The sequence below is a fragment of the Micromonospora sp. MGP-C2 genome, assembly GCF_057766525.1.
This window is the reverse complement of the sequence record NZ_JBYMEN010000002.1, coordinates 6,571,703-6,594,855: the sequence shown is the minus strand read 5'-3', so window position 1 is coordinate 6,594,855 and position 23,153 is coordinate 6,571,703. Positions and strand designations below refer to the sequence as shown.

Here is a 23,153-nt window from a genome sequence, read left to right as displayed (position 1 = left end):
GCTTGCCTCCTCATCCTCACGCGTCGACCTGCTGTCCGGTCCCACCGTCGAGCACCACTTCGACCCCGGTACGCACCGACCGGGCCGGCGGAGCGGGCTCGGTCGGGTCGTGGTGGACCGCCGCCGGGTCGGCGACCGCGGCCAGGGCGGCGGGCAGTTCCTGTTCGAGGTACTCACAGAGCAGGTGGCTGGTCACGAGGTGCAGCTCCTGGACGACCTGGGTGTCGGGGGACGCGACAGCCAGCACCTCGTCACAGGCGTCTGCGAGGGGATTGGGCGTCGTCCCGGTGAGCGCCCAGCTCGTCAGGCCGGCCTCCCGGGCGGCCAGCGCGGCGGTGATCAGGTTGGCGCTGCTGCCGCTGGTGCTCAGCAGCAGCAGGACGTCACCGGGACGACCATGCGCGCGCACCTGGCGGGCGTAGACGTCGGTGTAGCCGTAGTCGTTGGCGATGGCGGTGAGCGCGCTCGTCTCGGCGTGCAGCGCGATCGCGGACAACGGCTGCCGGTCGTGGTGCAGCTTGCCGACCAGCTCGGCGGTGAGGTGCTGGGCCTCGGCGGCACTACCGCCGTTGCCGGCCACCAGCAGACGACCCCCGCCGGCCAGCCGGTGGGCCAGGTCCGCACCCCAGCGGGCCAGCTGGGACTCACACCGCCGGTACGACACCAGCGCCGCGGCGAGGTTCGTCAGGTGGGTGTCGAGCAGGCTTCCCGCCGGCATCAGGCCACCACCCGGGTCGGGCGACGCACGGCGGCCACCTCGCTGTAGACCTCGACCAGCCGCTCGGCGGTTGCCGCCCACGAGTACCGCGTCCGGGCCCGCTCGCGCGCCGCCGTCGCGTACGCGAAGCGCCTGATCCGGTCGTCGAGCAACCCCTGGATCGCGGCGGCCAGCGCCTGCGGGTCCCGCGCCGGCACGAGGTCACCGGTCGTCCCGTCGACGACGGTGTCCCGGATGCCGCCGACGGCGGTGCCGACAACCGGCACCCCACAGGCCATCGCCTCCAGCGGGGTCAACCCGAACGGCTCGTACCAGGGTGCGGCGACCAGCAGGTCCGCCGAGCGGTACCAGCGGCCCATCTCCTCCCGGGGCACCGCGCCGACCAGGTGCACCCGGTCGGCCACCCCGCACGACTCGGCCAGTGCCCGAAGCCGCCGGGCGTACGGGTCGGTCTCCAGCAGCCCCTCGGGCGGGCCGCCGACCACCACGCACTCGGCGTCCGGGACCAGGGCCATCGCACGGACCACGGTCTGGAAGCCCTTGCGTTCGACCAGTCGGCCCACGGTCAGGATCCGGGCCCGACCCGGCTCGCGGTCGGCGGCCGGCCCGAGCGGGGCGAACGTGGCGAGGTTGACTCCGGAGGGCACGACGGTCATCCGGGACCGGGGCACGCCCATCCGGACCAGTTCGCCCACCTCGTCACGGCACTGGGCGACGATCCGGTCCACCGAGCGGCCCAGCTCGCGCTCGTAGGACACCCGGCGCGCCGGGCTGGTGTCCTGCACGCCCTGGTAGCGGCGCTTCACAGTGCCCAACGCGTGGTACGTCTGCACCACCGGCACCCCGGTCTGCCGGCCGGCGGTCAGCGCCGCCAGGCCGCTCATCCAGAAGTGCGCGTGGATCACCTCGGGCACCCAGTCCCCGCCCCGCCAGCGCTCGATCAGCCAGGCACTGAACTCCCGCATGTGCGGCAGCAGCGCGTCCTTGGCCACCGGCTCGGCCGGCCCGGCGGAGACGTGCACCACGTCGTACCCGTCCGGGCTGCGGACGGTCACCGGCAGGTCGGGCGCGTCCCTCCGGGTGTAGACCCGTACCTCGTGCCCGGCGGCGGCGAGCGCGGCGGACAGCTCCGCGACGTGCGTGTTCTGGCCGCCGGCGTCCTCCCCTCCGAGGACGGCGAGCGGGCTGGCGTGCTCCGAGATCATCGCGATCCGCATACTTCCTCCTCCAGCAGCCGGTCCCAGTCAGCGAGGAAACGGTCGAGGCCGTACCTGTCGCGTGCGGCCGTTCGTGCCGCCGCGCCGGCCTGGCGCGCGGTCGCCGGTTCGGCGATGAACCGGCGGGCGGCGTCGAGCAGGGTGTCCGTCCGGGTGGCGAGGGCGCCCGCCTCGGGGGGTACCGCCATCACCGCCTCGGTGGTGGCGAGCGCGACGATCGGCATGCCGATGGCCATCGCCTCGATGAGGCTGAGCCCGAGCGAGGTCCACCGGCACAGGTGCAGATACGCGCGCCGCCGGGCCAGCTCGGCGTGCATCCGGTGCTGGGGTACGTCGTCGTGGCTGGTGAGCCGGTCGGCGGGCAGCCCGAGGTGGTCGGCCAGGCCGGCGACGCCCATGCCGAAAACGTCCAGCGGCGCGATCTCGGCGAACTGGGGCAGCAGGTCGGTGCCGGTGACCCGCCCTCGCCGGATCGGCTCGTTGATCACCACGGCGAGCCGGTCGAGTTCGCCGGTGTAGGAGACGGTGGGGGCGACGATGCCGTGGTCGACCACTGTGGTGCGGGTGGCGCCGGTGTCCCAGAAGATCTGGTTGAACCCGGTGACGTGGGCGATGAGCAGGTCGTCGCGGTCGGCCATGGGGTGCCGCGTGTTGGGCACGTCGCCCTTCGGGGTGTTGTGTTCGACGTAGATCGCCGGGAGGTCGCGGCCGGGGCGGCGGCGCAGCCACGCCTCGGCCCGGTCGATCTCCTCCGGCCGTTGCAGGATGACCAGGTCGATGTCGGCGCCCGGCAGGTCCTCCGGGGCGACCTCGACCGCGCTGTCCGGCCAGGGGTAGGTGCGGGCCCGGCCGAGGCCGTAGGGGCCGCGGTCGGGTGTGGTGGGGATCAGGTAGCGATGGCTGCCGTGCACGAACGACGTGGTCCACGAGCCGTGCACGTGCCAGAGCAGGATGTTCATCGGCCGCCACCACCACCGACGCCGAGCGTCCGCAGCGCGTCGACCACCTGGTCCGGGTCGATGCCACTGAGGCAGGGGTGCCCGGGGACCGGGCAGCTGGCGGCACGGGTGTCCCGGCAGGGCGCGGCGGCGTCGCCGAGCCGAACGGTGGGCACCCGGTACGGCCCCCACTGACCGAACGGGACGGTCGGCGCGAAGAGACTCACCACCGGCACTCCGCTCGCTGCGGCCAGGTGTGCGGGCCCGGTGTTGCCGACCACTACCGCGCTGGCGTCCGCCACGATCCCGGCCAGCCCGGCCAGATCGGTTCGCCCACCCAGGTCGGTGCCGCCGGCCGCCGCGACCCGGGCGGTGACGTCACGCTCGTCGGAGCTGCCGGTGACCAGCACCCGATGCCCGGCGGCGGTCAGCGCCCCGGCGATCCGGGTCGCCACCTCGGGCGGGCAGGCCCGGCTCGACGCGGCCGAGCCCGGGTGCAGCACCACGTACCCCGGGTCGCCGAGGTCGGCCGGGCGCGGCGGCACGGCGTCCCGGCGAAGGCGGAGCACAGGTTCGTCGCCGTCGGGCAGCCGGTGACCGGCGGCGGCGGCGAGGGACAGGGCACGTTCCGGTTCGGGGACGCCCACCGGCACCCGGTGCCGGACGTCCAGCAGCGAGCCCGGGTAGTCGTCGCTGATCGCCGCGATCCGGCCGACACCCGCCATCCGCAGCAGCAGCGCCAGCGGCAGGGCGGACTGGTGGAACGAGGTGAACACCACCGCCTGGTCCGCGCCGAGCGCGGTGAGGCGGGCGGTGAGGCTCCGCACCGCCTCCGGGTCGACCGGCCCCGGCGTGGGGTCGATCCAGGGCAGCGGGTGCTCGATGATCTCGTCGACGCCGGGCAGCAGGTCGGCGGCGGCGCGGCCACGCGGCCCGCACAGCAGCACCACCCGCTGCGCCCCCGCCGCGACGGCGCGGATCGCCGGCCCGGTGACCAGCACGTCCCCGGCCGAGTCCGACCGGACCACGAGCGCCGTGCGCACCGGGTCACCGGTCGGGGTCGCCGGTCGTACGGCCTGTTGACGGCGCAGGATCTCGTCCACCGCCGCCGGCAGGTCGGTGGCCACCCACCCGGCGGCCGCGATCTCCTCCGGTCGGGTCACCGGGGTCGGCACCAGCACCCCTGCCGCCCCCGCAGCCAGGGCGGCACCGACGTCCCGCCCGATGTCGCCCACCAGCACACACCTGGACGCGGTGGTGCCCAGTTCCCGAGCGGCGGCGTACACAAGGCCGGGCGCCGGCTTGCGGCAGTCGCAGCCGTCGGCGTCGTCGTGCGGGCAGACCAGCCACGCGTCGAACCGACCCAGCAACTCCTCGACGCGGGCGTGCACGGCCCGCATCTGCTCCCCGGTGAAGTAGCCCCGGGCCAGCCCCGACTGGTTCGTCACGACCGCCAGGCGCAGGCCGGCCGCCCGCAGCCGGTCCAGCGCCGCCCGCGCCCCCGGCACCGGCCGCACCTTCTCCGGGTCGCCGTTGTACGGCACGTCCTCGATCAGGGTGCCGTCGCGGTCCAGCAGCACCGCGTCGTACAGGACGGGCCGAGGGCTTCCGACAGTTGTGCGAGTGGACCCGGCGGAACCGGCGCGGTCAGCAGCGGCGTAAACCGGGTCTGACCTGCGCTGATACGGATCCTCCTGGTCCTGTCGCACAGCCGGCGGGTTCCCTGCGCCCCGAGGAGTAAACGTCGTCGTCGAGGGGTGGGCCAGCGCCGCCAGCGGTGCCCCGCGTCGGCCTTACCCGCCGTGCCGGAGAAGCTAACCCGCCGGCCGTTAGCCGGTGTCTGCCGGGGGTATGAAAGCCCAGTGGCGATTGTGGAGAAAGTGATCGACGCTCCCCCGCAGCAGGTGTTCGACGTGCTCGCCGACGGGTGGACGTACAGCGACTGGGTGGTCGGGACGACACACGTACGCGACGTGGACGACGCCTGGCCCCGGGTGGGCAGCCAACTGCACCACAAGGCCGGGCCGTGGCCGTTCTCCCTGCAGGACGCGTCGACGGTGCTGGTCTGCGAACCGCCGCACCGGCTCGTGCTCAAGGCCGGTCTCTGGCCGGCCGGGGAGGCGATCGTGGCCTTCACGCTGCAGCCGGTCGGCGACAACGGCACCCGGGTACGCCTCGGGGAGGACTTCGCCGCCGGCCCGCTGCGCTGGGTCCGCAACAAGGTCAACGATCTGGTGCTGCACATGCGTAACCGGGAGACGCTGGACCGGCTCGCCGACATCGCCACCCGGCAGAAGGGGTCTCCGTGACGCAGACCGTGGTGGTGACCGGGGCGAGCGCCGGCGTCGGTCGGGCCGTCGCCCACGCGTACGCGGACCGGGGCGCCCGGCTGGCGCTGCTGGCGCGGGGCGAGGCGGGCCTTGCCGCCGCCGAGCGGGAGTGCCGGCTGCGGGGTGCGACCGACGTGCGCGCGTACCGGGTCGACGTGGCCGACGCGGGCGCGGTGCAGCAGGCCGCCGACGACGTGGTGCACCGGTGGGGCGGCATCGACGTGTGGGTCAACAACGCCATGGCGTCGGTGTTCGCGCCGGCCTGGGAGATCCCGGCCCGCGAGTTCCGCCGCGTCACCGAGGTCACCTACCTGGGCACGGTGCACGGCACCCTGGCGGCGCTGCGGCACATGCGGGCGCACGGGCGGGGCACGATCGTGCAGGTCGGCTCCGCGTTGGCCTACCGGGGGATCCCGTTGCAGTCGGCGTACTGCGCGAGCAAGCACGCCGTCCAGGGTTTCAACGACTCGTTGCGCGCCGAGCTGCTGCACGACTGCCCGGGGGTGAAGCTGTCGATGGTGCAGCTGCCCGCCGTCAACACGCCACAGTTCTCCTGGGTCCGCACCCGGCTGCCCCGACATCCGCAGCCGGTGCCGCCGATCTTCACGCCGGAGTTGGCCGCCCGGGCCATCGTGTGGGGCGCCGACCGTGGCACCAGGGAGCTGAACGTGGGCGGCCCGACGTGGCGGGCCCGGCTGGGCGACATCCTGTTCCCCGGCCTGCTGGACCGGAAGTTGGCCCGCGACGGTTACGACAGCCAGCAGACCGGGGAGAAGATCGACCCGGCCAGCTGGCGGGACAATCTCGACCATCCCGGCGACGAGGACACGGACCGGGGCACGGCGGGCGTGTTCCACGACCGGGCGCGCGACCGCTCGGCCGCGCTCTGGGTGGGCACCCACAAACCGGCAGTGTCCGGTGTCGCGCTCGCCGCTGCGGGACTGACCCTCGCGGCCGTGGCGCGTCGCTGGCGTTGACCGACACCGGAAGCGCTGGCCGGCCCCCGCTCGGGCGCTGACCTGGCAACGCCGCGACCGGCGAATCCACTGGTGGACACGGCCGGACGGGGCATCCGCAACGCCCGGAAGGGGTGCCTCTTCAAACCGAATGTGACAACTGGATACGCTCTGCGCTAAGCCCTGTCCGCGATCCGAGGATGTCCCGCATGATCGAGCCTGTGCAGCTGCCGTCGCCGTGGCAGGACGCACGTCTGACCGTCGTCGTCCCCACCTACAACGAGGCGGGCAACCTGCCCACCCTGGTGGAGCGACTTCTCGCACTGCCGCTGCCTGGTCTGCGCATCCTCGTCGCCGACGACAACTCCCCCGACGGCACCGGCGAGGTGGCCGACAAGCTGGCCATCGAGCATCCGGACCGGATCGAGGTCGTGCACCGCGCCGGCAAGGAGGGCCTCGGCCGCGCGTACGTCGACGGGATGGGACGGGCGATCGAGGGCGGCGCCGAGTACGTGGCGCAGATGGACGCCGACCTGTCGCACCCGCCGGAGGCTCTGCCGGGCATGCTGGGCGCGCTGCTCTCCACCCAGGCCAGCGTGGTGATCGGTTCCCGTTACGTGCCCGGTGGTGAGCTGGACGAGAACTGGCCGTTGTACCGCCGGGCCCTCAGCGGCTGGGCGAACCTCTACGTGCACACCCTGCTGCGGGTGCGCATCCGGGACCTGACCGCTGGCTTCAAGGTCTGGCGTGCCGACGCGCTGCGCGACATCGACCTGAACCGGGTGCAGTCCAACGGATACAGCTTCCAGGTGGAGATGCACTACCTCGCCACCAAGCTGGGGCACACCATCCTGGAGGTGCCGATCCGCTTCGAGGAGCGGCAGGAAGGCCTCTCCAAGATGACCACCGCGACCAAGGTGGAGAGCGCCCTGATGCCGTTCCGCCTGCGCAGCAAGCACCGCAACATCACCCGCTGACCCCCCATCCCCATCTCGGTCAGGGCTGTGGGCGGGGTCCGGGCGGGGGTTATTCGGGATAGACGGCGCGGTGGGCCGTCGCGATGGCCGCGGCGTAGGCACGCCCGGTGAGGGCGCGGTCGCGGGCCAACGCCGCGCGGGCGGCGTTCGCACCGGGAGCGCCGTGCACGCCGCCGCCGGGATGCGCCGACGCGCTGGCCAGGAAGAGCCGGTCCACCGGAGTGTCCGCCCGGCCCAGGCCGGGGATCGGACGCAGGAAGAGCTGTTGGTACGCGGCAGCGGTGCCACCGCCGAGGGTGCCGCCGACCAGGCTCGGGTTTCCCTTCTCCAGGTCGGCCGGCCCGGCCACGTGCCGGCCGACGATGAGCTGCCGGAAGCCCGGGGCCGCCTCCTCCAGCACGTCCTCCATGCGCTGCACGTGCCCGGCGACGTCCTCGGCCCGCCAGTTCCGCCGGAACGGCAGATGGGTGTACGACCAGAGCGACTCGGTGCCCGGCGGGGAGTGACTCGGGTCGGCCACGGACATCTGCCCGACCAGCAGAAACGGGTCCCGGGGCAGCTCGCCTCGGGCCAGCTCGCCCGCGTAGTGGGTCAGCCCGTTCAGGTCCGCGCCAAGGTGCACGGTGCCGGCCCCGGCCAGCTGCTGGTTCGTCCAGGGCATCGGCGCGGACAGCGCCCAGTCGACCTTGAGTGTCGAACCGTCCCAGCGGAAGTGCGCCAGGTCCTCCACCAGCCGCGACGGCAACGCTGCCGCGCCGACGAGGTCGAGGTAGAGCGCTGGCGCCGGCACGTCGGCGAGCACGGCCCGGCGGGCCCGCCACAGCGTGCCGCCCCGCGTGCGTACGCCCATCGCCCGGCCTCGGGCGGTGAGCACCCGGTCGACGTGGGCGCCGTAGAGGATCGCGCCGCCGCGCTGTTGCAGCCGCGCCACCAGCGCGTTGGTGATCTGCTGCGCGCCTCCGGCGGGAACCGGCCAGCCAACCTGCTGGCCGAGCATGGCCAGCAACCAGCCGTACACCCCGGAGCCGGCCTCCTCCGGGGACAGGTCGGTGTGCAGGGCGCAGCCGGCCAGCAGGGCCGGCCCGCCGGGGCCGTCGAAGAGTTCGTCGCCGAGCTTGCGGACCGGCACCACGAGGCGCCGGGCCAGCCGCAGCGCGCCGGCGACGCGCAGCTGACGCAGCAGACCGAGCCCTCCGCGGACCGGCGGGAACGGCGTGGTGATGGTCTCCAGCATCGGCTCGGCCACGTCGAGCCAGTCGGTGTAGGCGTTGAGCCAGCGCTTGCCGTCGCCCGGGGCGAACTGCTCCAGCGAGGCGGCTGTGACGTCCGGGTCCCGGTTGATCACGGCGGCCCGGCCGTCCGGCAGCAGGTGCGCCAGCACGTCGGGCGAGTGCCGCCAGGACAGCCCCTGCTGACCCAGGTCCAGACCGGCGAGCACCGGTGAGGCGTACCCGAGGGGGTAGAAGGAGCTGTAGAGGTCGCTCAGATAGCCGGGCGCGGTCACCTCGGCCGAGCGGACCGCGCCGCCAGGTGTCGCGGTGGCCTCCAGCACCACCACCTCCCAGCCGGCGTCCGCCAGCAGGTTCGCCGCCACCAGGCCGTTGTGACCGGCACCGACGACGACGGCGTCCGCGCTCTGCGCGGCGGTGGTAGTCATCCGATCCGCCTACCCTGCGCGCAACCGGGCGAAACGCGTTTGCCTCGGCGAGGCCGGGGCATCCAGCGCCGCATGTACACGGTTGCGCAGTTGGTGGGTGGGGTGTGGGGCGCCGGCGGCGACGGCGGTGAACTGGTGGTGCGTGACCCGGCGGACGACTCGCCGGTCAGCACCGTGCCGGTGGCCACCGCCGACGAGGTCGGCAAGGCGACCCAGGCGGCCCGCAACGCGGCGGCGCAGTGGGCGGCGACCGCTCCGGCCGAGCGGGCGGCGGCGCTGCACCGGGCCGCGGACGCGGTCGCGGCGGCGACCGAGGAGCTGGCGGCGGCGGTCACCGCGGAGATGGGCAAGCCGTTGGCGGACGCCCGCGGCGGCGTCGAGGCGGGCGTCGGCACCCTGCGACAGTACGCGGAGCTGGCCCCGCTGCGCGGCGGGCGGACGCTGAACGGCGAAGCCGACGCGCTGGACTTCCTCACCCCGCAACCGCGCGGTGTGGTCGCCGCGATCACCCCCTGGAACGACCCGGTGGCGGTCTCCTGTGGGCTGCTCGGCGCAGCCCTGGTGACCGGAAACGTGGTGCTCTACAAGCCGAGCGAACGGACGCCGGCGACGGGTTGGCTGCTGGCGCGTGCGTTGGACCAGGCGCTGCCGGCAGGTGTGCTGTCACTGCTCACCGGTGGCCCGGATGTCGGTGCGGCGCTGGCGGCGCAGGACGTCGACGTGGTGGCTCACGTCGGGTCCACCGCGACCGGGCGGGCGATCGCCGCCGCTGCGGCCCGCACCGGCGCCAAGGTGCTCCTGGAGAACGGGGGCAGCGACCCGTTGATCGTCGACGCGGGCGTCGACCCGGAGTGGGCGGCCGGTCAGGCCGCGATGGGCGCGTTCGCCAACGCCGGGCAGATCTGTGTGGCGGTGGAGCGGATCTACGTGCACCGGGAGGTGGCCGGGGACTTCGTGGCCGCGCTCGCGCGTCACGCCGAGGCGCTGCGCGTCGGGCCGGGTCGGGACCCGGGCACCGAGCTGGGCCCGCTGGTCGACCGACGGCACCGCGACCACGTGCACGGGCAGGTAGCGGCGGCGGTTGCGGCCGGCGCTCGGGCACTGGTCGGCGGCGAGGTGCCGGACGGGCCGGGGGCGTTCTACCCGGCCACTGTGGTCACCGACTGCCGGCACGACATGCCGCTGGTGCGGGAGGAGACGTTCGGGCCGGTCGCGCCGGTGGTGGTCGTCGACTCGTTCGACGAGGCGCTGCGCTGTGCCGCGGACTCCCCGTACGGGCTGGCCGCCACGGTGCTGACCGCGTCGATGAGTCACGCGCAGCGGGCCTGGCGCGAGCTGCCGGTGGGCACTGTGAAGGTCAACGCGGTGTTCGGGGGCGCGCCGGGTGGCGCCGCGCATCCGCGCCGGGCCAGTGGGCAGGGCTTCGGGTACGGCCCGGAACTGCTGGACGAGTTCACCGCCACGAAGGCGGTGCACATCGAGGCACCGGGCGGCGGGCACTGGTGAACGGCACGGACGGACGCAGGGGTGGTGCGTCCGCCCGTGCCGTCGTCTGTGCGGTCAGTCGCCGCGAGCCTTGCGGGTGGCCCGGTCGTTGGCCTTCTCGATGGCCTTGACCAGGTCCGGCTTGGTCATGCTGGACCGGCCGGGTACGTCCAGTTTGCGGGCCACCGACATCAGGTGGTCCTTGGTGGCGTTGGCGTCCACCCCACCGGCGGTGGGTGCTCGCCGTTCCGGCCCGCCGCCGGCGGCCTGCTGGTCGCTCGGGCCCTTGCGGCCCTTCGGCTCCCAGTGGTCGCCCACCTTCTCGAACTGGTGCTTCACCGCGGCGAAGGCGGTGCGGTGCGACCGCTGCCCCTCGCCGTAGGTCTCCACCGCCGAGTCGTGCGTCTTCTCCCACGTGCGCTGCGCCTTCTCCGGGGAGCGCCGCAGCGTGCTGGGCAGGTCTTCGCGCCCGGGCATCTCGTCCTCCTCCGTGTCGACAGAGTCACCTTGACCGTTCCCCGGTGCCGCGGCGGCAAACCATTAGGCGCTACCGGCGGGGCGCCGCGCGAGTTTCTCGATTTCCCGATCCGGGTATCGGGGGCCAGGCCCGACCGGACGACCGGTCATCCGGTGGCCGGGGCGCAGGGAGCGGGCATGACGACCACGGAGCCCGGTACGACGCGCGAGGGCGCACACGGCACGCGGGTTCCCCGCCGGATGCGGCAGCTGAGCTGGCGGACCTGGCGCGGGGTGCTGGTCCGCAGCGTGCAGAACTTCGTCAACGACAACTGCTCCGACTGGGCCGCCGCACTGACCTACTACGGGGTCCTGGCGGTCTTTCCGTCCGCCATCGTGATCGTGGCCCTGGTCGGTCTGGTCTCCAGCGGCGAACAGACCGTCGACACCATCGTCGAGCTGGCCGGTCAGGTGGGCGCCGGGTCGGTGCTGAGCGACGACGAGGACGGCGTGGTCGGGGTGATCCGCACGGTGGTGCTCGACCAGAGCAACCCCAAGCTGCTGCTGAGCTTCGGCCTGCTCGGTGCGTTGTGGTCCGCGTCGGGTTTCATCGGCGCGTTCACCCGGGCCTCCAACGCCATCTACGGGGTGGACGAGGGCCGGCCGGTCTGGAAGCTGCGGCCGTTGCAGATCGGCCTGGCCGCGATCACCCTGGTGCTGCTCGCGGTGGTCGCCCTCGGGTTGATCGTGAGCGGCCCGGTCACCGACGCGGTCGGCGACCTGATCAACGCCGGAGGTCTGGCGCGCACGGTGTGGAGCGTGGCGAAGTGGCCGGTGCTCGCCATGATCATGATGTCGCTGCTGTCGCTGCTGTTCTGGATCGCGCCGAACGTGCGTCAGCCCCGGTTCCGCTGGCTCACCCCGGGTGGCGCGGTGGCACTGGTCTCCTGGGCGGTGGCCTCCTTCGGTTTCGGCCTCTACGTGACCAACTTCAGCTCGTACGACACCACCTACGGCAGCCTCGGGGCGGCCATCGCGTTCCTGGTCTGGCTCTACCTGTCCAACTCCGCGCTGATGCTGGGCGTGCAGATCAACGCCGAGGTGCAGCGCGGGCGGCAGTTGCAGGCCGGCGACCAGGACCCGGAGGACCCGGTGCTGCCGCCCCGCAAGCCCGCCGAGGACTGAGCCGGTTCGCGACCGGTCGTCCGGTTCGGAGTCGGACCATGGGCCCGTTCGTGGCCCGGTGCCGGTTTAGCGGGCGGGGTGCCGGGTAGCGCAGAAGGCATGGAGCGTGGCAACAGCAAGCACGGACCGAGGATCGACGAACAGATGAGCCAGGAGGTCAGCGGCCTCGTGCAGGGGCCGGGGACCGGTGGCTCTCGGGTCGATGAGGCGCGGGTGCCGGAACCGGCTGGCGAGGACCAGCCGGAGGTGACCACCGCGCCGGCCGGCGAGACGCGCACGGGCGCTCCGAAGGGGATGAGCTCCACGGACGTCGAGCAGCGCAGCCGGCTCGGCCGGTTCATCTCGATGAGCGCGCTGCCGGGCGACCGTTTGGTGCTCATTGCCAGCGCCCGGGAGAACGAGGCGCCCGACGACATCGTGGCGGCGCTGGAACGGCTGCCCGAGGGCACCGTCTACCAGACGGTCTCCGAGGTGTGGGCCGCGCTCGGCAACAAGAACGAGACAACTCGCTGGTGAGAAGGATCGCCCCCGATCCGACGACCATTGGCGACTGAAGGAGGTTCTCTGATGAGTGGCGTAACCGAACATGTCGACGTTGCCGTGCCCGTACGCACCGCGTACGACCAGTGGACGCAGTTCGAGGAGTTCCCGCAGTTCATGGAGGGCGTGCAGGAGGTCCGGCAGCTCTCCGACACGATGACCCACTGGACGGTGGACATCGCCGGGGTGAAGCGTGAGTTCGACGCCGAGATCACCGAGCAGCTCCCCGACGAGCGGGTCGCCTGGCGCTCGACCGGTGGCACCCAGCAGGCCGGTGTGGTGACCTTCCACCGGCTCGACGAGGACAAGACCCGGGTCACCCTCCAGCTCGAGTTCGAGCCGCACGGGGTGGTCGAGCAGGCCGGTGACAAGCTCGGCATCGTCGACCGGCGCGCCAAGGGCGACCTGGAGCGGTTCAAGACCTTCATCGAGCGACGCGGTCAGGAGACCGGCGCCTGGCGTGGGTCGGTGGACCGTCCCCAGCCGTGACCCTGAGCAATGACAGTGATGGCCGCCAGAATCCTCTGGCGGCCATCGCCGTGTCCGAGCCTTGTCGCACACCACCGTTTGCGATCATCGCGCCCGGGTACGGCTGAAGACATGACCGACGACAACATCAGGGTGTGGCGGGACGAGGAACGGCTTCCGTTGGAAGAGCTGGAGCAGGCCGTGGCCGGCTCCAGCATCGACGGGCAGGCCGACGACGTGACCGGCAACGACGCGGGGGAAGAGGCGACGTTCGGCCACGGGCCGGCAGCGGACGACCGTAAGGGACAGGCCCAGGGCAACAGCCGCGAGGACACCGATCCGGAGCGCCGCTACCGCCCGTCCACCACCGGACGGACCGGCCCCGACGTCGGCTGACCCTCCCCGCCGGTCTGCGCGGGCACCGGGTGTGCGGTGGGCCGGCCGGTCGAGCGACGGGCGCCCCACTCGTACAGCACGATCAACGCCAGCGCGAGCACCAGCAGGGCCGAGCCCAGCACCTGCACCGACGTGTTGCCGATCAGGACGCCGAGGCCGGCCGGGACGAGCGCGGCGCCGATGCCGGACGCGCCGATCTGGAGCCCGATGGCCCGGTCCGCGTGCGCCGCGCCGACCCGGTCGGCGGTGGTGAGGGTGAGCAGCGGGAACACCGGCGCGGCGGCGAACCCGACCACGACCAGGCCGGCCACCGCCAGCACGGCCGGCCCGGGAACGGCGATCAGCAACGCGCCCACGGCCATCCCGGCCAGGCTGGCGCGCAACACCAGGCCGGCCCCCAACCGCTCGGCCACCACCCCCTGCACGACCCGGCCGACGAAGAGGCTGCCCCAGTACGCGGAGACGCAGCCGCCGGCCACCGCGGCGCTCAGCCCACGCCCCTCGGTGAGCAGCAGGAACGCCCAGAGGCCGGCGGACACCTCGATGGCCACGTACAGCGCGAAGGCGACCGTCCCCGACCAGACCGCCGGCAGTCGCAGCGTCGCCCGGACCGGAAGCCGGACGACCGCCGGAGTCTCGGCGGGTATGGCGTCGGCCGCCTCCGTGCTGGCCGGTACGCGACGTTGCCAGGCTCGCATGGTGAGCGCGAAGGCGATAGCGAGGAGTATCTGGGCTCCGGCCACGATGCCGTAACCCCAGCGCCAGGCCAGGCCGCCGCTCAGCACCGCGGTCATGATCAGCGGGCCGATCGCCACGCCCAGGCCGAAGAAGGCGTGCAGCCAGTTCATGTGGCGCGGCCCGAAGGCCCCGGCGGCGTACGCGTTGAGCCCGGAGTCGACCGCGCCGGACCCGAGACCGAGCAGCAGCGCACAGCCCACCAGCACGGCCAGCACGGGGCTCACGGAATAGCCGGTCAGCGCCAGGCTGGCCAGCAGGGTGCTCCCGGCGAGCAGCGCGCCCACGCCGACCCGGGCCAGTGTGAACCCGGCCAGGACGCTGGAGGTGAGATAGCCGACGGTGCCGGCGGTCAGCACCCACCCGACCGCCTCGGTCGGGACACCGAAGTCGCCCCGGATCGACGGCCAGGCGACGCCGAGCAAGCCGTCGGGCAGGCCGAGGCTGACGAACGCGAGGTAGGCCAGCAGGAGCAGCGAGGCACGGGGCCGTGGAGGGGTGGACACGAGACACCATCCTGCCGCAGGGGCACCTTAGCGCCGTCGGCACCCGAGCGCCCCCGGCGCAAAGAAGTCGTGTCCGGACGGTCGAGAAAACGGACAGCTCATCCAGAATCGACCGATCGGAGGACGGCAACCCGGAGTGTTCGCGTAAGAATTTCGGGATGCATCAAGGCTCCGGAATCCTCTCCACGCGTCAGCGCCGGCTCGCCTGGCTCGGCTTCATGCTCGCCGCGCTGCAGGCACCCGTGTCCGCCTGGCTCGTCGCTGACGAGTCGTGGCTGTTCAGCCTCTGCGTCGCGCTGATGGTGGCCATCGTGATCATCGCTGACGACGCGGCGCGGCGACGCCCCGCCAACGCGACCGGCGACTAGCCCTCGCTGACCGGTCGGGCCTCGTGCCCCGGCCGGCCCCGACTGCGGCGGCGCTCCTTCATCTCCGCCTCGTAGAGGTGGCGTCGCCCGCCCACCAACTCGTCACGGGCCTGTTGGTCCACCTCGCGGAACAGCGCGTGGTAGCCGTCGTCGAAGTCCTCGACGATCTGGAACGTCCACCGCCCGGCGATGACGTTACGACCCCGCAACTCGGTGTCGATCCGCTCGGCGAGCTGCTGATGCCCGGCGGCGCGAAACTGCTCCACCGCGTCGTCGAGCATCAGGTCGGCGTGCCCGATCAACTGGTGCAGGGAGTACAGGTGCCCCCGGGCCCGCTCCACACACTCCAGCGCCTCGCTGAGCTTGCCGAGCGCGGCGACCGTCTCGTCGCTCACCCCCGGTGGCCGCTGGTGCTGCTCGTCCGGTCCGTCTGCCTGCTGTCCCATCCGTGCCTCCGTGCCGTGTCCCGTGATGCGTGGGTGTTCTCCTGCTGCCCCGTCTGTGCCGGATCAACCCCTGCGGTCAGCACTCGTCGCCCAGTGGCGCAGCCGACATCCGCCGAGCGGCCGAGGTCGACCCGGTCACCGGTCGGTTAGCCTCGGTCACCATGCGTGTGCCGTTCAACCGGGTCGCCTCCCGTACCGCCGTCGACTCGGCGCGGTCCACCCTGGCCGCCCTCACCGTCTCCATCGGCACTGTCGGGCTGACCGCCGCCGCGGCGCGACCGGGGCTGCTGGCCCTCGTCGACCAGCACGCGGCCGCCGTAAGGGACAGCCTCGACGGGGACCGTCAACCGCTGACCGCCGCGGCGCTCGCCGGCTATGCCGAGGGGGTCCGCGAGGCTGCCCTGGAGCACGGGTGGACGCCGCCGGGTGGGCCGGTCGACTGGAACGAGCCGGAATGGCTGCTCACCCGACTGCTCGCGGTCTGCGCGATGGCCCGCTCGCTCGACGGGGCCTGACGCGCGCGGGGAGGGCACCCCGCGTCGTACGCGGAACACCCTCCCCACCGCCGTACCGTTACGAACCCTTACGAGCGGTACTGCTGGGCTTCGTCCACCCGAGGCATCGCCTGGGTGCGGTCGCCCCCGCGGTCGGCCATCTGCCGCTCCACGTCGCTCCGTCCGGCCGAGGTGGCCTGACGCTGCTGCTGCACCGCCCGGGCCTCCTGGGCGGCCCGGTCCAGCCAGCCGTCCCAGCGCTTCTGCATCGGCTTCACGAGGCCGCCACCGACACCGACGATCAGGATGCCAGCCACAGTGGCGAGCACCGCGATCAGCACCGGAGTGGTCACCGTGGTGGCGATACCCACCTGGTTCAGCGCGGCGATCACGCCGAGAGCGATGATGAAGATCGCCGCCAGGTCGGCCAGGACCTTGCCGTACGAGAGCCCGCCCAGCGCCCCGGTGACCAGATCCCGGACAGCGTTGGCGATCGCAGCCGCCACCACCACGATGACGATCGCGATGAACGCACGTGGCAGCCAGGACACCACGCCGCTGATCAGGTCACTGATCGCGTTGGGCCCCCAGACTCCGAAGGCGAACTGCAGCGTGAACAGCAGCACGGCGTAGTACGCCAGTCTGGCCAGAATGTCGCTGGCGTCGTACTTCGTTCTCTCCAGGGCCCGTTTGATGCCGCCACGTTCGACGGCTTGGTCGAAGTGCACCCGTTCCAGCACCGTATCCACGATCTTGAGGACGGCTCTGGCGATGAGCCAGCCGACCACGAGGATGACGATGAAGGCCACTGCCTTCGGGATGAAGAGCAGCACCGACCTCCAGGTGTCGGCGATGGCATCGCCGATGTCGGCCTGCCGGACCGCGAGGGTTTTCAGCATGATGTCCCTCCTGTCGCATGGACTGCGCCGGGCGCATACCCGGCTACCGGTGCGGCACTCCGCGCAGAGCGCCGCGTTTTTTGCGACAAGCCGCCGAACAGGGCCCTGAACTGCCCGAACGGCCACCGCGACCGGGGGCGTGACAGCCCACGGCCATGATCGGATGCCTTTTCCGGTCGGCCGACTAGGCTGCGGACATGCCAGGAACGGTCGGGCGAGTCCCCATGCCAGCAACCCCGGGCCCGGGTGCACCCACCGGCTCCGGTGCGGCCGCTGCCGTGCTCGCCCACGACTGGGCCGACACCCCGCTGGGCCCGCCCGAGAGCTGGGACATGGCGATCCGGATCGTGGTCGAGCTGATCCTCGCCTCGCCGATGCCGATGGCCCTGGCGTACGGCGACGACCTCGTGCTGCTCTACAACGCCGGTTACGCCGAGTTGCTGGGCAGCAAGCACCCGCGCGCCCTCGGCCGCCCGGCAGCGGAGGTGTTCGCGGAGATCTGGGCGCTGCCCGGCGTGGGTGAGGTGATCGAGCGCAGCTACCGGCAGGGCGAGCCGTTCCTGGAGAAGGAGTCCACCCTGCCGTTGGTTCGAGGGTATTCCCCGACCGTGGAGCAGGCGGTCTTCACCCGGGGCTACTCGCCGGTGCGCGACAGCGCCGGGCAGATCGTCGGCGTGTTGGCGGTCGCGGCCGAGACCACCCACGTCACCGAGCAGTTGCAGAGCCTCAGCGAGGTGGCTGCGGCGCTCGCCGGCACGCTCACCCTCGACGACGTGGCCCGGGTGGCGCTGCGCTACGCGATCACCACGTTCGACCCCGACCAGGTCTCGTTCGCGGTCGACGAGGGCGGCGGCGGTTGGCGCATGGTGCGCCGGGTCCGTGGCGAGTTGCTGGACGAGGCCGACGAGCGACTTCCCCCGCTCTGGCGACGCGCTCCGGCGGACTGGTCGGCCCCGGTGGTGCAGGCGGCGCGCTCCGGCGGCCCGTCGTTCGTTCGGGACGGTCAACCGCTGCGGGAGACCGCTGTGGACCGCCACGACCAGAAGATCCGCTCGATGGCGGCCCTGCCCCTGGGCACCTCGGTGGTGCGCGGCGGGCTGGCGGTCGGCTACCAGGTCCCGCACACCTGGTCGCCCGCCGAGCGGGCACTGCTGGCCGCCTCGGCCGAGCTGATCGGCCAGGCCGCGGAGCGGGCCCGCCGCTTCGAGACCCAGCACGGCACGGCCCAGCTGTTGCAGCGCAGCATGTTGCCGGAGCACCTGCCGGACCTGCCCCGGCTGCGGATCGCGGCCCGTTACGACCCGGGGGTCGACGGCAACGCGGCCGGCGGCGACTTCTACGACGCGTTCCTGCTGCCCGACGGCACGCTGGGCGTGGTGCTGGGCGACGTCGCCGGGCACGACGTGCAGGCCGCCGCGCGGATGGGGCAGGTCCGGGCCGCGCTGCGCGCGCTGGCCCTGTCCGACCCGGCACCGGACGCGGTGCTGGCCGGGCTGGACCGGCTGGTGACCAGCCTGGGCGTGGAGGCCGGCACCCACGAGCTGTTCGTCACCGTCGTGTTCGGGGTGATCGACGCGGAGCGGCGGCAGCTGACCCTGGCCAGCGCCGGCCACCCCGCCCCGCTCATTCGCCGGGGCGACCCGGAGGGCCGCTCCCACGCCGAGTACGTGGACGTCCCCGCCGGGCCCCCGCTCGGTCTGGGCGGCCGGCCGGGCACCACGACTGTCGAGTTCCGCCCGGGCGACACCCTGCTGCTGTTCAGCGACGGGGTGGTGGAACGTCGCCGGCAGAGCCTGACCGCCGGGCTGACCACCCTCAGTGACGCCGTCGCGAAGGCTGGCAGTGGCGACCCACGCGCCCTCTGCGCGGTGGCCACCGCCGCGGTTCCGGGCGGCACCGAGGACGACGTGGCCGTGCTGGCGGTCGAGCACGCGCTCAAGCCGAGTCGCTCGGCGAGCATGGAGGTGCCCGCGGAGCCGACCGCCCCCAGCCGGGTCCGGCACTGGATGACCGGCCAGCTCACCGAGTGGCAGGTGCCCGAGTCGGTGATCGGTGCGGCGGTGCTGTGCACCAGCGAGCTGACGACCAACGCGCTGCTGCACGCCGGCACCGCCGCCCGGGTGGAGATCGACCTCAGCCCCGAGCGGCTGCTGGTCTCGGTCGCCGATTCCGGCACCCGTGGCACCGTGACCCGGGCCCGCACCGACACGTTGAGCAGTCGTGGGCGCGGGCTCGGTCTGATCGAGGAGCTCAGCGACGCCTGGGGCACCGACCCGTCGGTCCGCGGCTCCACGGTCTGGTTCGAGATCCTCACGCCGCCAGCCGCGCATTCCTGAGAGCCCGAAGGGTAGGAGGACGCCCATGCGTACCGACGAGCCCGCCGGAGTCTTCTTCGACGTCGATGGCACCCTGGTAGACACCACCTATTTGCACACCGTGAGCTGGTGGGAGGCGCTGCGTCAGACCGAACAGCCGGTGCCGATGGCGATGGTGCACCGGTCGATCGGGATGGGTTCCGACAAACTCCTGGATCACCTGCTCGGGCCGGAGCGGGACCGCGACGCCGACACGAAGCTGCGCGACGCGCACGACACCCTCTATGCCGAGTACTGGGAACGACTCACGCCGCTGCCCGGGGCGGCGGACCTGCTGCGCGCCTGCGCCGAACGAGGGCTGCGGGTGGTGCTCGCCACCTCCGCCTCGGAGCCCGAGGTCGGCGCGCTCCGTCGGGCACTGGGCGTTGACGACGTGATCGACACTGTCACCTCCTCGGCGGACGCGAAGCAGAGCAAGCCCGCACCGGACATCCTGGTCGCCGCGTTGGAGCAGTCCGGGTTGGCCGCGGAGCGGGTGGTCTTCGTCGGCGACTCGGTGTGGGACGTCGTCGCGGCCGGCAAGTTGAACATCCCCTGCGTGGGGTTGACCTGCGGCGGCACCAGTCGGGGCGAGCTGGCCGGCGCCGGCGCGGTGGCGGTGTACGACGACCCGGCCGCCCTGCTGGGCGAGTTGGCGGACTCGCCGCTCACCCGACCCCGGTGAGGATCACTCGGGTTCACCCACCCGTCCGCGCATAGCGACCGGCCCTGCGGGGCATGGTCTGTCACCACCTGCCCGCACCTCGCGGGTGCGGGCTGAAAGGTGGTGCCGTGGAGCCGGTAGATGTGGCGTTCGCGCTGGTGGGCCTCGGCGCTCTGCTCGCGGGCATCCTCCCGCGGGTCTTGGAGCAGCGTCCACTGTCCATGCCGATCGCCTTCCTCGCCCTCGGCATGCTGGTGTTCCTGCTGCCGGTGGGGCTACCGACACCGGATCCGCTGGCCCACCCGGAGTTGACGACCCACCTCACCGAGATCGGGGTGATCGTCGCGCTGATGGGCGCCGGGCTCAAGATTGACCGGCCGTTGAGTTGGCGGCGGTGGTCGTCCACCTGGCGGCTGTTGGCGATCGCGATGCCACTGTGCATCGCGGCGGTGGCCCTGCTCGGCTGGTGGTGGGCGGGGCTGGTGCCGGCCGCCGCACTCCTGTTGGGTGCCGCGTTGGCCCCGACCGACCCGGTGCTCGCCGCCGACGTGCAGGTGGGCGAACCGACCGACGTGGAGGATTCCGAGGACGAGGTCCGCTTCGCGTTGACCTCCGAGGCCGGTCTCAACGACGGCCTGGCGTTTCCGTTCGTGTACGCCGCGATCGCCATCGCCTCGACGAGTCTCGCCCCGAGCGACTGGTTCGCCGAGTGGTTCACGGTGGACGTGCTCTGGAAGGTGGGCGTCGGCGTCGGCGGTGGCCTTCTCATCGGTTGGCTGCTGGGCAAGTTGTTCTTCCGCGCGCCCAGCGAGTTGCGGCTGGCCCGGCACGCCGAGGGCTTCCTGGCGCTGGCCGCCACGTTCCTGGCGTACGGGCTGGTGGAGGTGGTCGGCGGGTACGGTTTCCTGGCGGTGTTCGTGGCCGCCCGGGCGATCCGGGCCGCCGAGCGGACCCACGAGTTCCACTCGGTGCTGCACGACTTCGCCGAGCAGGTCGAACGGCTGCTCACCCTCGTGCTGTTGCTGCTGCTCGGCGGCGCGATCGTGGGCGGTCTGCTGACCCCGCTGACCTGGCCGGCGGCCGCCGTCGGGCTGGCACTGGTGTTCCTGATCCGACCGCTGATCGGCTGGTTGTCGCTGCGCGGCGCGCCGGGACGGCCGGCCGAGCACTGGGTCATCTCGTTGTTCGGCATCCGCGGCGTCGGCTCGTTCTACTACCTCGCGTACGCCACCACGAAGGCCGACTTTCCACAGGCCGAGCTGCTCTGGGCGACCGTCGGGCTGGTGGTGCTCGTCTCCGTGGTGGTGCACGGCATCGCGGCGACTCCGGTCATGCAACTGCTGGACCGGGAGGGCGAGCGGACCTCCGACCCGGCCGAACGACACACCGACGACCCCCGGCCGGTCGCGGCCGCGGGGCACGCCTAGCCCTGCGTCGACGCCCCGGGGCCAGGTCTACGACGGCGGCTCCGGGGCCCCGGGCACGCCGCTCAGGTCAGGCGGGCGACCAGGGCACGGCCGAGGTCCCGGCCGGAGCGCCAGGCGCTCTGCACCCGGGGCTTGCCGAACGCGTCGCCGGCCAGACCGATCCCGTCGGGGTCCAGGTGGTAGGTGTCGCCGCCGGCGTCGCTGGTCGGCTTCGCGTACGTCCAGCGGTGCACGTGCACGTCGGCGGCCTGCTCGGGCAGTCCCAGCAGGTCCCGGACGGCCTGCTCGATGGCCGGGCCGGCCCCGGTGGGTTGGGCCAGATGCCCGGCGGCGAACTCCGGCACGGTGTGCGCGACGAGCACCGGCGCGCCGTCGCCGCGTCGGTCGCCGTCGTCGCAGACGAGGTTGAGGACCGGGTGGTCGTTGACGAACGCTCCCCGGAAGTCCGGCCAGCGGCGGGTCGGGAACCGCAGCACCGCGGCGAGCGTCGGCGACCAGCGTTGCGCCTGCACGAGCTGGGTGGCGGCCGTCAGGGCCGGGTCGAGCAGCAGGGCGGCCTGCGGACCCGGCATGGCCAGGGCGACCGCCGCGCACGACTCGCCGTCCACTGTCGGCCCAGGCTCCACTGTGAGCACCAGCCGGTCGACGGTGACCGGCACCTCGCCGGCCAGGTGTTCGACCAGGGAGCGCAGCCCACGCGGGGCGGCGAAGCGCATCGGCCCGGGCACCTCCTGGCGGCCGGCCCGGTCGTAGGCCTGGAACGTGTCGGTCCATTCGCGGACCAGCCCGGCGGCGCGCCACTGCTCGACCAGCTCGGCGAAGTCCGGGTCGCTGGCGGTGAAGTACGCGGCGCCGATGTCCGCGGGCCGACCCTCGAAGCGTTTGCTGGCCATCCGGCCGCCACGGACGTGGCCGCGCTCCCGGACCTGCACCGGCACCCCGGCCCGGGTCAGCTCGACCGCACAGGCCACCCCGGCGATGCCCGCTCCGACCACCACCACTCGCGTTCGGTCCACACTCATCCGGTGATCGTAGGTGGCGGCGGCGGCGCATGAACCACCGACGACCAGGGTACTGGCACACCTGTTCGAAGAAAGGATGATGACAATGACGGACCGCCGCAACGAGCAGGCCGACCAGAATGCCGCGATCAAGGACCCGGACGAATGGGTCACCGGTGACGAGCCGCCCACCGCAGCTCAGGAGTCCTACCTGAACACGCTGGCCCGCGAGGCCAACGCGGATCTTCCGGACGACCTGACCAAGGCCGAGGCGTCCAAGCGCATCGACGAGCTCCAGGCCGAGACGGGCCGGGGCCAGTAGTCACTGGTCGACTCCGCTTCCGCGACCACGGCGTGTCCGCGAGTCCTGGACACCGCGAGATCAGAGAAGCGGAGTCGATCACGCCCCGGGCCAGCACCGTGGCCGGCGGTCAGCCGCGGGTCAGCCGGTGCAGCTCCACCTCGACCAGGCGGCCGGCCCTGATGGTGGCACTGAGGTAGGTGGCGTGCGGTTGCGAGCGCCGGTCGGTGGGTGAGCCGGGGTTGAGCAGCCGCAGCCCGCCGGGCGCCTCGGTGTCCCACGGAATGTGGGAGTGCCCGAAGACCAGGAGGTCGACATCGGGGAACCGGGCCGCACACCGCTTCTCGCGACCGGTCCGTGGCCCGGTCTCGTGCACCACTGCGACGCGCAGGCCGTCGAGTTCGACCCGGGCCACCTCCGGCAGCCGGGCGCGCAGCGCCGGCCCGTCGTTGTTGCCGTACACCCCGATCAGCCGGCGCGACCGTGCGGTCATCGCGTCCAGCAACGCCTCGTCCACCCAGTCACCGGCGTGCACGACCACGTCCGCCGCCTCGATCGCCGCCCAGAGCGGCCCGGGAAGGTCCCGGGCCCGCTTCGGTACGTGGGTGTCCGCCGTGAGCACCAACCGCATGCAG

At 72.9% G+C, this 23,153-nt stretch carries 25 protein-coding genes; 14 read left to right on the top strand and 11 right to left on the bottom strand.

Annotated features, from left to right (window positions below; translation table 11 throughout):
- Positions 1-16: 16 nt before the first annotated feature.
- From AC3CF1_RS30300 to AC3CF1_RS30285, 4 genes are read right to left on the bottom strand one after another with little or no spacing between them, the layout of a single operon-like run.
- Entirely contained in the window at positions 17-721 is a 705-nt protein-coding gene (locus AC3CF1_RS30300; RefSeq protein WP_354980629.1) for a D-sedoheptulose-7-phosphate isomerase, read from the bottom strand.
- The gene (locus AC3CF1_RS30295; RefSeq protein WP_088947330.1) at positions 718-1,935 is read right to left on the bottom strand and encodes a glycosyltransferase; all 1,218 of its coding nucleotides are present in this window, start codon (positions 1,933-1,935) and stop codon (positions 718-720) included. The genes AC3CF1_RS30300 and AC3CF1_RS30295 overlap by 4 nt, the downstream gene beginning before the upstream one ends.
- Positions 1,920-2,894, bottom strand: a complete 975-nt coding sequence (locus AC3CF1_RS30290; protein ID WP_488451805.1) for a glycosyltransferase — start codon at positions 2,892-2,894, stop codon at positions 1,920-1,922. The genes AC3CF1_RS30295 and AC3CF1_RS30290 overlap by 16 nt, the downstream gene beginning before the upstream one ends.
- On the bottom strand, positions 2,891-4,582 hold the full coding sequence (locus AC3CF1_RS30285) for an HAD-IIIA family hydrolase (protein WP_488451804.1): 1,692 nt from the start codon (positions 4,580-4,582) through the stop codon (positions 2,891-2,893). The genes AC3CF1_RS30290 and AC3CF1_RS30285 overlap by 4 nt, the downstream gene beginning before the upstream one ends.
- A 153-nt stretch (positions 4,583-4,735) precedes the next feature.
- On the opposite strand from AC3CF1_RS30285, the gene AC3CF1_RS30280 reads away from it, so the two are divergent.
- The 3 genes from AC3CF1_RS30280 to AC3CF1_RS30270 all read left to right on the top strand — a co-directional run bounded on the left by AC3CF1_RS30280 (position 4,736) and on the right by AC3CF1_RS30270 (position 7,136).
- Positions 4,736-5,182, top strand: a complete 447-nt coding sequence (locus AC3CF1_RS30280; protein ID WP_355162151.1) for an SRPBCC family protein — start codon at positions 4,736-4,738, stop codon at positions 5,180-5,182.
- Positions 5,179-6,180 (top strand): SDR family oxidoreductase, encoded by a 1,002-nt coding sequence (locus AC3CF1_RS30275; RefSeq protein ID WP_488451803.1) that lies wholly within the window; start codon positions 5,179-5,181, stop codon positions 6,178-6,180. Before AC3CF1_RS30280 ends, AC3CF1_RS30275 begins: the two co-directional genes overlap by 4 nt.
- Positions 6,181-6,368: 188 nt before the next feature.
- Positions 6,369-7,136 (top strand): polyprenol monophosphomannose synthase, encoded by a 768-nt coding sequence (locus AC3CF1_RS30270; RefSeq protein WP_354980548.1) that lies wholly within the window; start codon positions 6,369-6,371, stop codon positions 7,134-7,136.
- 49 nt (positions 7,137-7,185) lie between these two features.
- Here AC3CF1_RS30270 and AC3CF1_RS30265 read toward each other — a convergent pair whose 3' ends face one another.
- Positions 7,186-8,793, bottom strand: coding sequence for a phytoene desaturase family protein (locus tag AC3CF1_RS30265; RefSeq protein ID WP_488451802.1), 1,608 nt, complete (start codon positions 8,791-8,793; stop codon positions 7,186-7,188).
- Positions 8,794-8,865: 72 nt separating this feature from the next.
- Between AC3CF1_RS30265 and AC3CF1_RS30260 the strand changes: the two genes are divergently transcribed.
- On the top strand, positions 8,866-10,299 hold the full coding sequence (locus AC3CF1_RS30260) for an aldehyde dehydrogenase family protein (protein WP_488451801.1): 1,434 nt from the start codon (positions 8,866-8,868) through the stop codon (positions 10,297-10,299).
- Between the two features lie 54 nt (positions 10,300-10,353).
- Here the strand turns inward: AC3CF1_RS30260 and AC3CF1_RS30255 are convergent, their stop codons facing one another.
- On the bottom strand, positions 10,354-10,755 hold the full coding sequence (locus AC3CF1_RS30255) for a ChaB family protein (RefSeq protein ID WP_099852103.1): 402 nt from the start codon (positions 10,753-10,755) through the stop codon (positions 10,354-10,356).
- 177 nt (positions 10,756-10,932) lie between these two features.
- On the opposite strand from AC3CF1_RS30255, the gene AC3CF1_RS30250 reads away from it, so the two are divergent.
- The 4 genes from AC3CF1_RS30250 to AC3CF1_RS30235 all read left to right on the top strand — a co-directional run bounded on the left by AC3CF1_RS30250 (position 10,933) and on the right by AC3CF1_RS30235 (position 13,323).
- The gene (locus AC3CF1_RS30250; protein WP_355162268.1) at positions 10,933-11,919 is read left to right on the top strand and encodes a YihY/virulence factor BrkB family protein; all 987 of its coding nucleotides are present in this window, start codon (positions 10,933-10,935) and stop codon (positions 11,917-11,919) included.
- A gap of 99 nt (positions 11,920-12,018) precedes the next feature.
- Positions 12,019-12,435, top strand: a complete 417-nt coding sequence (locus AC3CF1_RS30245; RefSeq protein WP_210793112.1) for a DUF2795 domain-containing protein — start codon at positions 12,019-12,021, stop codon at positions 12,433-12,435.
- 51 nt (positions 12,436-12,486) lie between these two features.
- Positions 12,487-12,948, top strand: a complete 462-nt coding sequence (locus AC3CF1_RS30240; RefSeq protein ID WP_088947319.1) for an SRPBCC family protein — start codon at positions 12,487-12,489, stop codon at positions 12,946-12,948.
- A 111-nt stretch (positions 12,949-13,059) separates the two neighbouring features.
- Positions 13,060-13,323 carry a hypothetical protein gene (locus AC3CF1_RS30235; RefSeq protein ID WP_088947318.1) on the top strand — a complete coding sequence of 88 codons (264 nt, stop codon included), beginning with the start codon at positions 13,060-13,062 and terminating at the stop codon, positions 13,321-13,323.
- Here the strand turns inward: AC3CF1_RS30235 and AC3CF1_RS30230 are convergent.
- A complete protein-coding gene (locus tag AC3CF1_RS30230; RefSeq protein ID WP_488451800.1) occupies positions 13,278-14,564 on the bottom strand; it encodes an MFS transporter in 1,287 nt (428 codons plus the stop codon). The genes AC3CF1_RS30235 and AC3CF1_RS30230 overlap by 46 nt on opposite strands.
- Before the next feature lie 158 nt (positions 14,565-14,722).
- On the opposite strand from AC3CF1_RS30230, the gene AC3CF1_RS30225 reads away from it, so the two are divergent.
- Entirely contained in the window at positions 14,723-14,932 is a 210-nt protein-coding gene (locus tag AC3CF1_RS30225) for a hypothetical protein (RefSeq protein WP_088947316.1), read from the top strand.
- On the opposite strand, the gene AC3CF1_RS30220 is transcribed toward AC3CF1_RS30225, so the two are convergent.
- Positions 14,929-15,378 carry a hypothetical protein gene (locus tag AC3CF1_RS30220; protein ID WP_099852094.1) on the bottom strand — a complete coding sequence of 150 codons (450 nt, stop codon included), beginning with the start codon at positions 15,376-15,378 and terminating at the stop codon, positions 14,929-14,931. The two genes, AC3CF1_RS30225 and AC3CF1_RS30220, sit on opposite strands and share 4 nt — an antisense overlap.
- 161 nt (positions 15,379-15,539) lie before the next feature.
- Between AC3CF1_RS30220 and AC3CF1_RS30215 the strand changes: the two genes are divergently transcribed.
- Positions 15,540-15,893, top strand: a complete 354-nt coding sequence (locus tag AC3CF1_RS30215) for a DUF6401 family natural product biosynthesis protein (RefSeq protein ID WP_488451799.1) — start codon at positions 15,540-15,542, stop codon at positions 15,891-15,893.
- Between the two features lie 68 nt (positions 15,894-15,961).
- Here the strand turns inward: AC3CF1_RS30215 and AC3CF1_RS30210 are convergent, their stop codons facing one another.
- Complete coding sequence (locus AC3CF1_RS30210; protein ID WP_355162266.1) at positions 15,962-16,771, bottom strand: mechanosensitive ion channel family protein; 810 nt, start codon at positions 16,769-16,771, stop codon at positions 15,962-15,964.
- A gap of 197 nt (positions 16,772-16,968) precedes the next feature.
- Between AC3CF1_RS30210 and AC3CF1_RS30205 the strand changes: the two genes are divergently transcribed.
- From AC3CF1_RS30205 to AC3CF1_RS30195, 3 genes are all read left to right on the top strand, one after another.
- Complete coding sequence (locus AC3CF1_RS30205) at positions 16,969-19,107, top strand: ATP-binding SpoIIE family protein phosphatase (RefSeq protein ID WP_488451798.1); 2,139 nt, start codon at positions 16,969-16,971, stop codon at positions 19,105-19,107.
- A gap of 25 nt (positions 19,108-19,132) precedes the next feature.
- Positions 19,133-19,810, top strand: a complete 678-nt coding sequence (locus AC3CF1_RS30200) for an HAD family hydrolase (protein WP_488451797.1) — start codon at positions 19,133-19,135, stop codon at positions 19,808-19,810.
- Between the two features lie 107 nt (positions 19,811-19,917).
- Positions 19,918-21,216 carry a cation:proton antiporter domain-containing protein gene (locus tag AC3CF1_RS30195; RefSeq protein ID WP_488451796.1) on the top strand — a complete coding sequence of 433 codons (1,299 nt, stop codon included), beginning with the start codon at positions 19,918-19,920 and terminating at the stop codon, positions 21,214-21,216.
- 62 nt (positions 21,217-21,278) lie between these two features.
- Here the strand turns inward: AC3CF1_RS30195 and AC3CF1_RS30190 are convergent, their stop codons facing one another.
- Positions 21,279-22,217 carry an NAD(P)/FAD-dependent oxidoreductase gene (locus AC3CF1_RS30190; RefSeq protein ID WP_488452148.1) on the bottom strand — a complete coding sequence of 313 codons (939 nt, stop codon included), beginning with the start codon at positions 22,215-22,217 and terminating at the stop codon, positions 21,279-21,281.
- Between the two features lie 106 nt (positions 22,218-22,323).
- On the opposite strand from AC3CF1_RS30190, the gene AC3CF1_RS30185 reads away from it, so the two are divergent.
- Positions 22,324-22,539, top strand: coding sequence for a DUF3072 domain-containing protein (locus AC3CF1_RS30185; protein WP_172861994.1), 216 nt, complete (start codon positions 22,324-22,326; stop codon positions 22,537-22,539).
- 109 nt (positions 22,540-22,648) lie between these two features.
- Here AC3CF1_RS30185 and AC3CF1_RS30180 read toward each other — a convergent pair whose 3' ends face one another.
- On the bottom strand, positions 22,649-23,149 hold the full coding sequence (locus tag AC3CF1_RS30180) for a metallophosphoesterase family protein (RefSeq protein WP_488451795.1): 501 nt from the start codon (positions 23,147-23,149) through the stop codon (positions 22,649-22,651).
- Between the last annotated feature and the right edge of the window lie 4 nt (positions 23,150-23,153).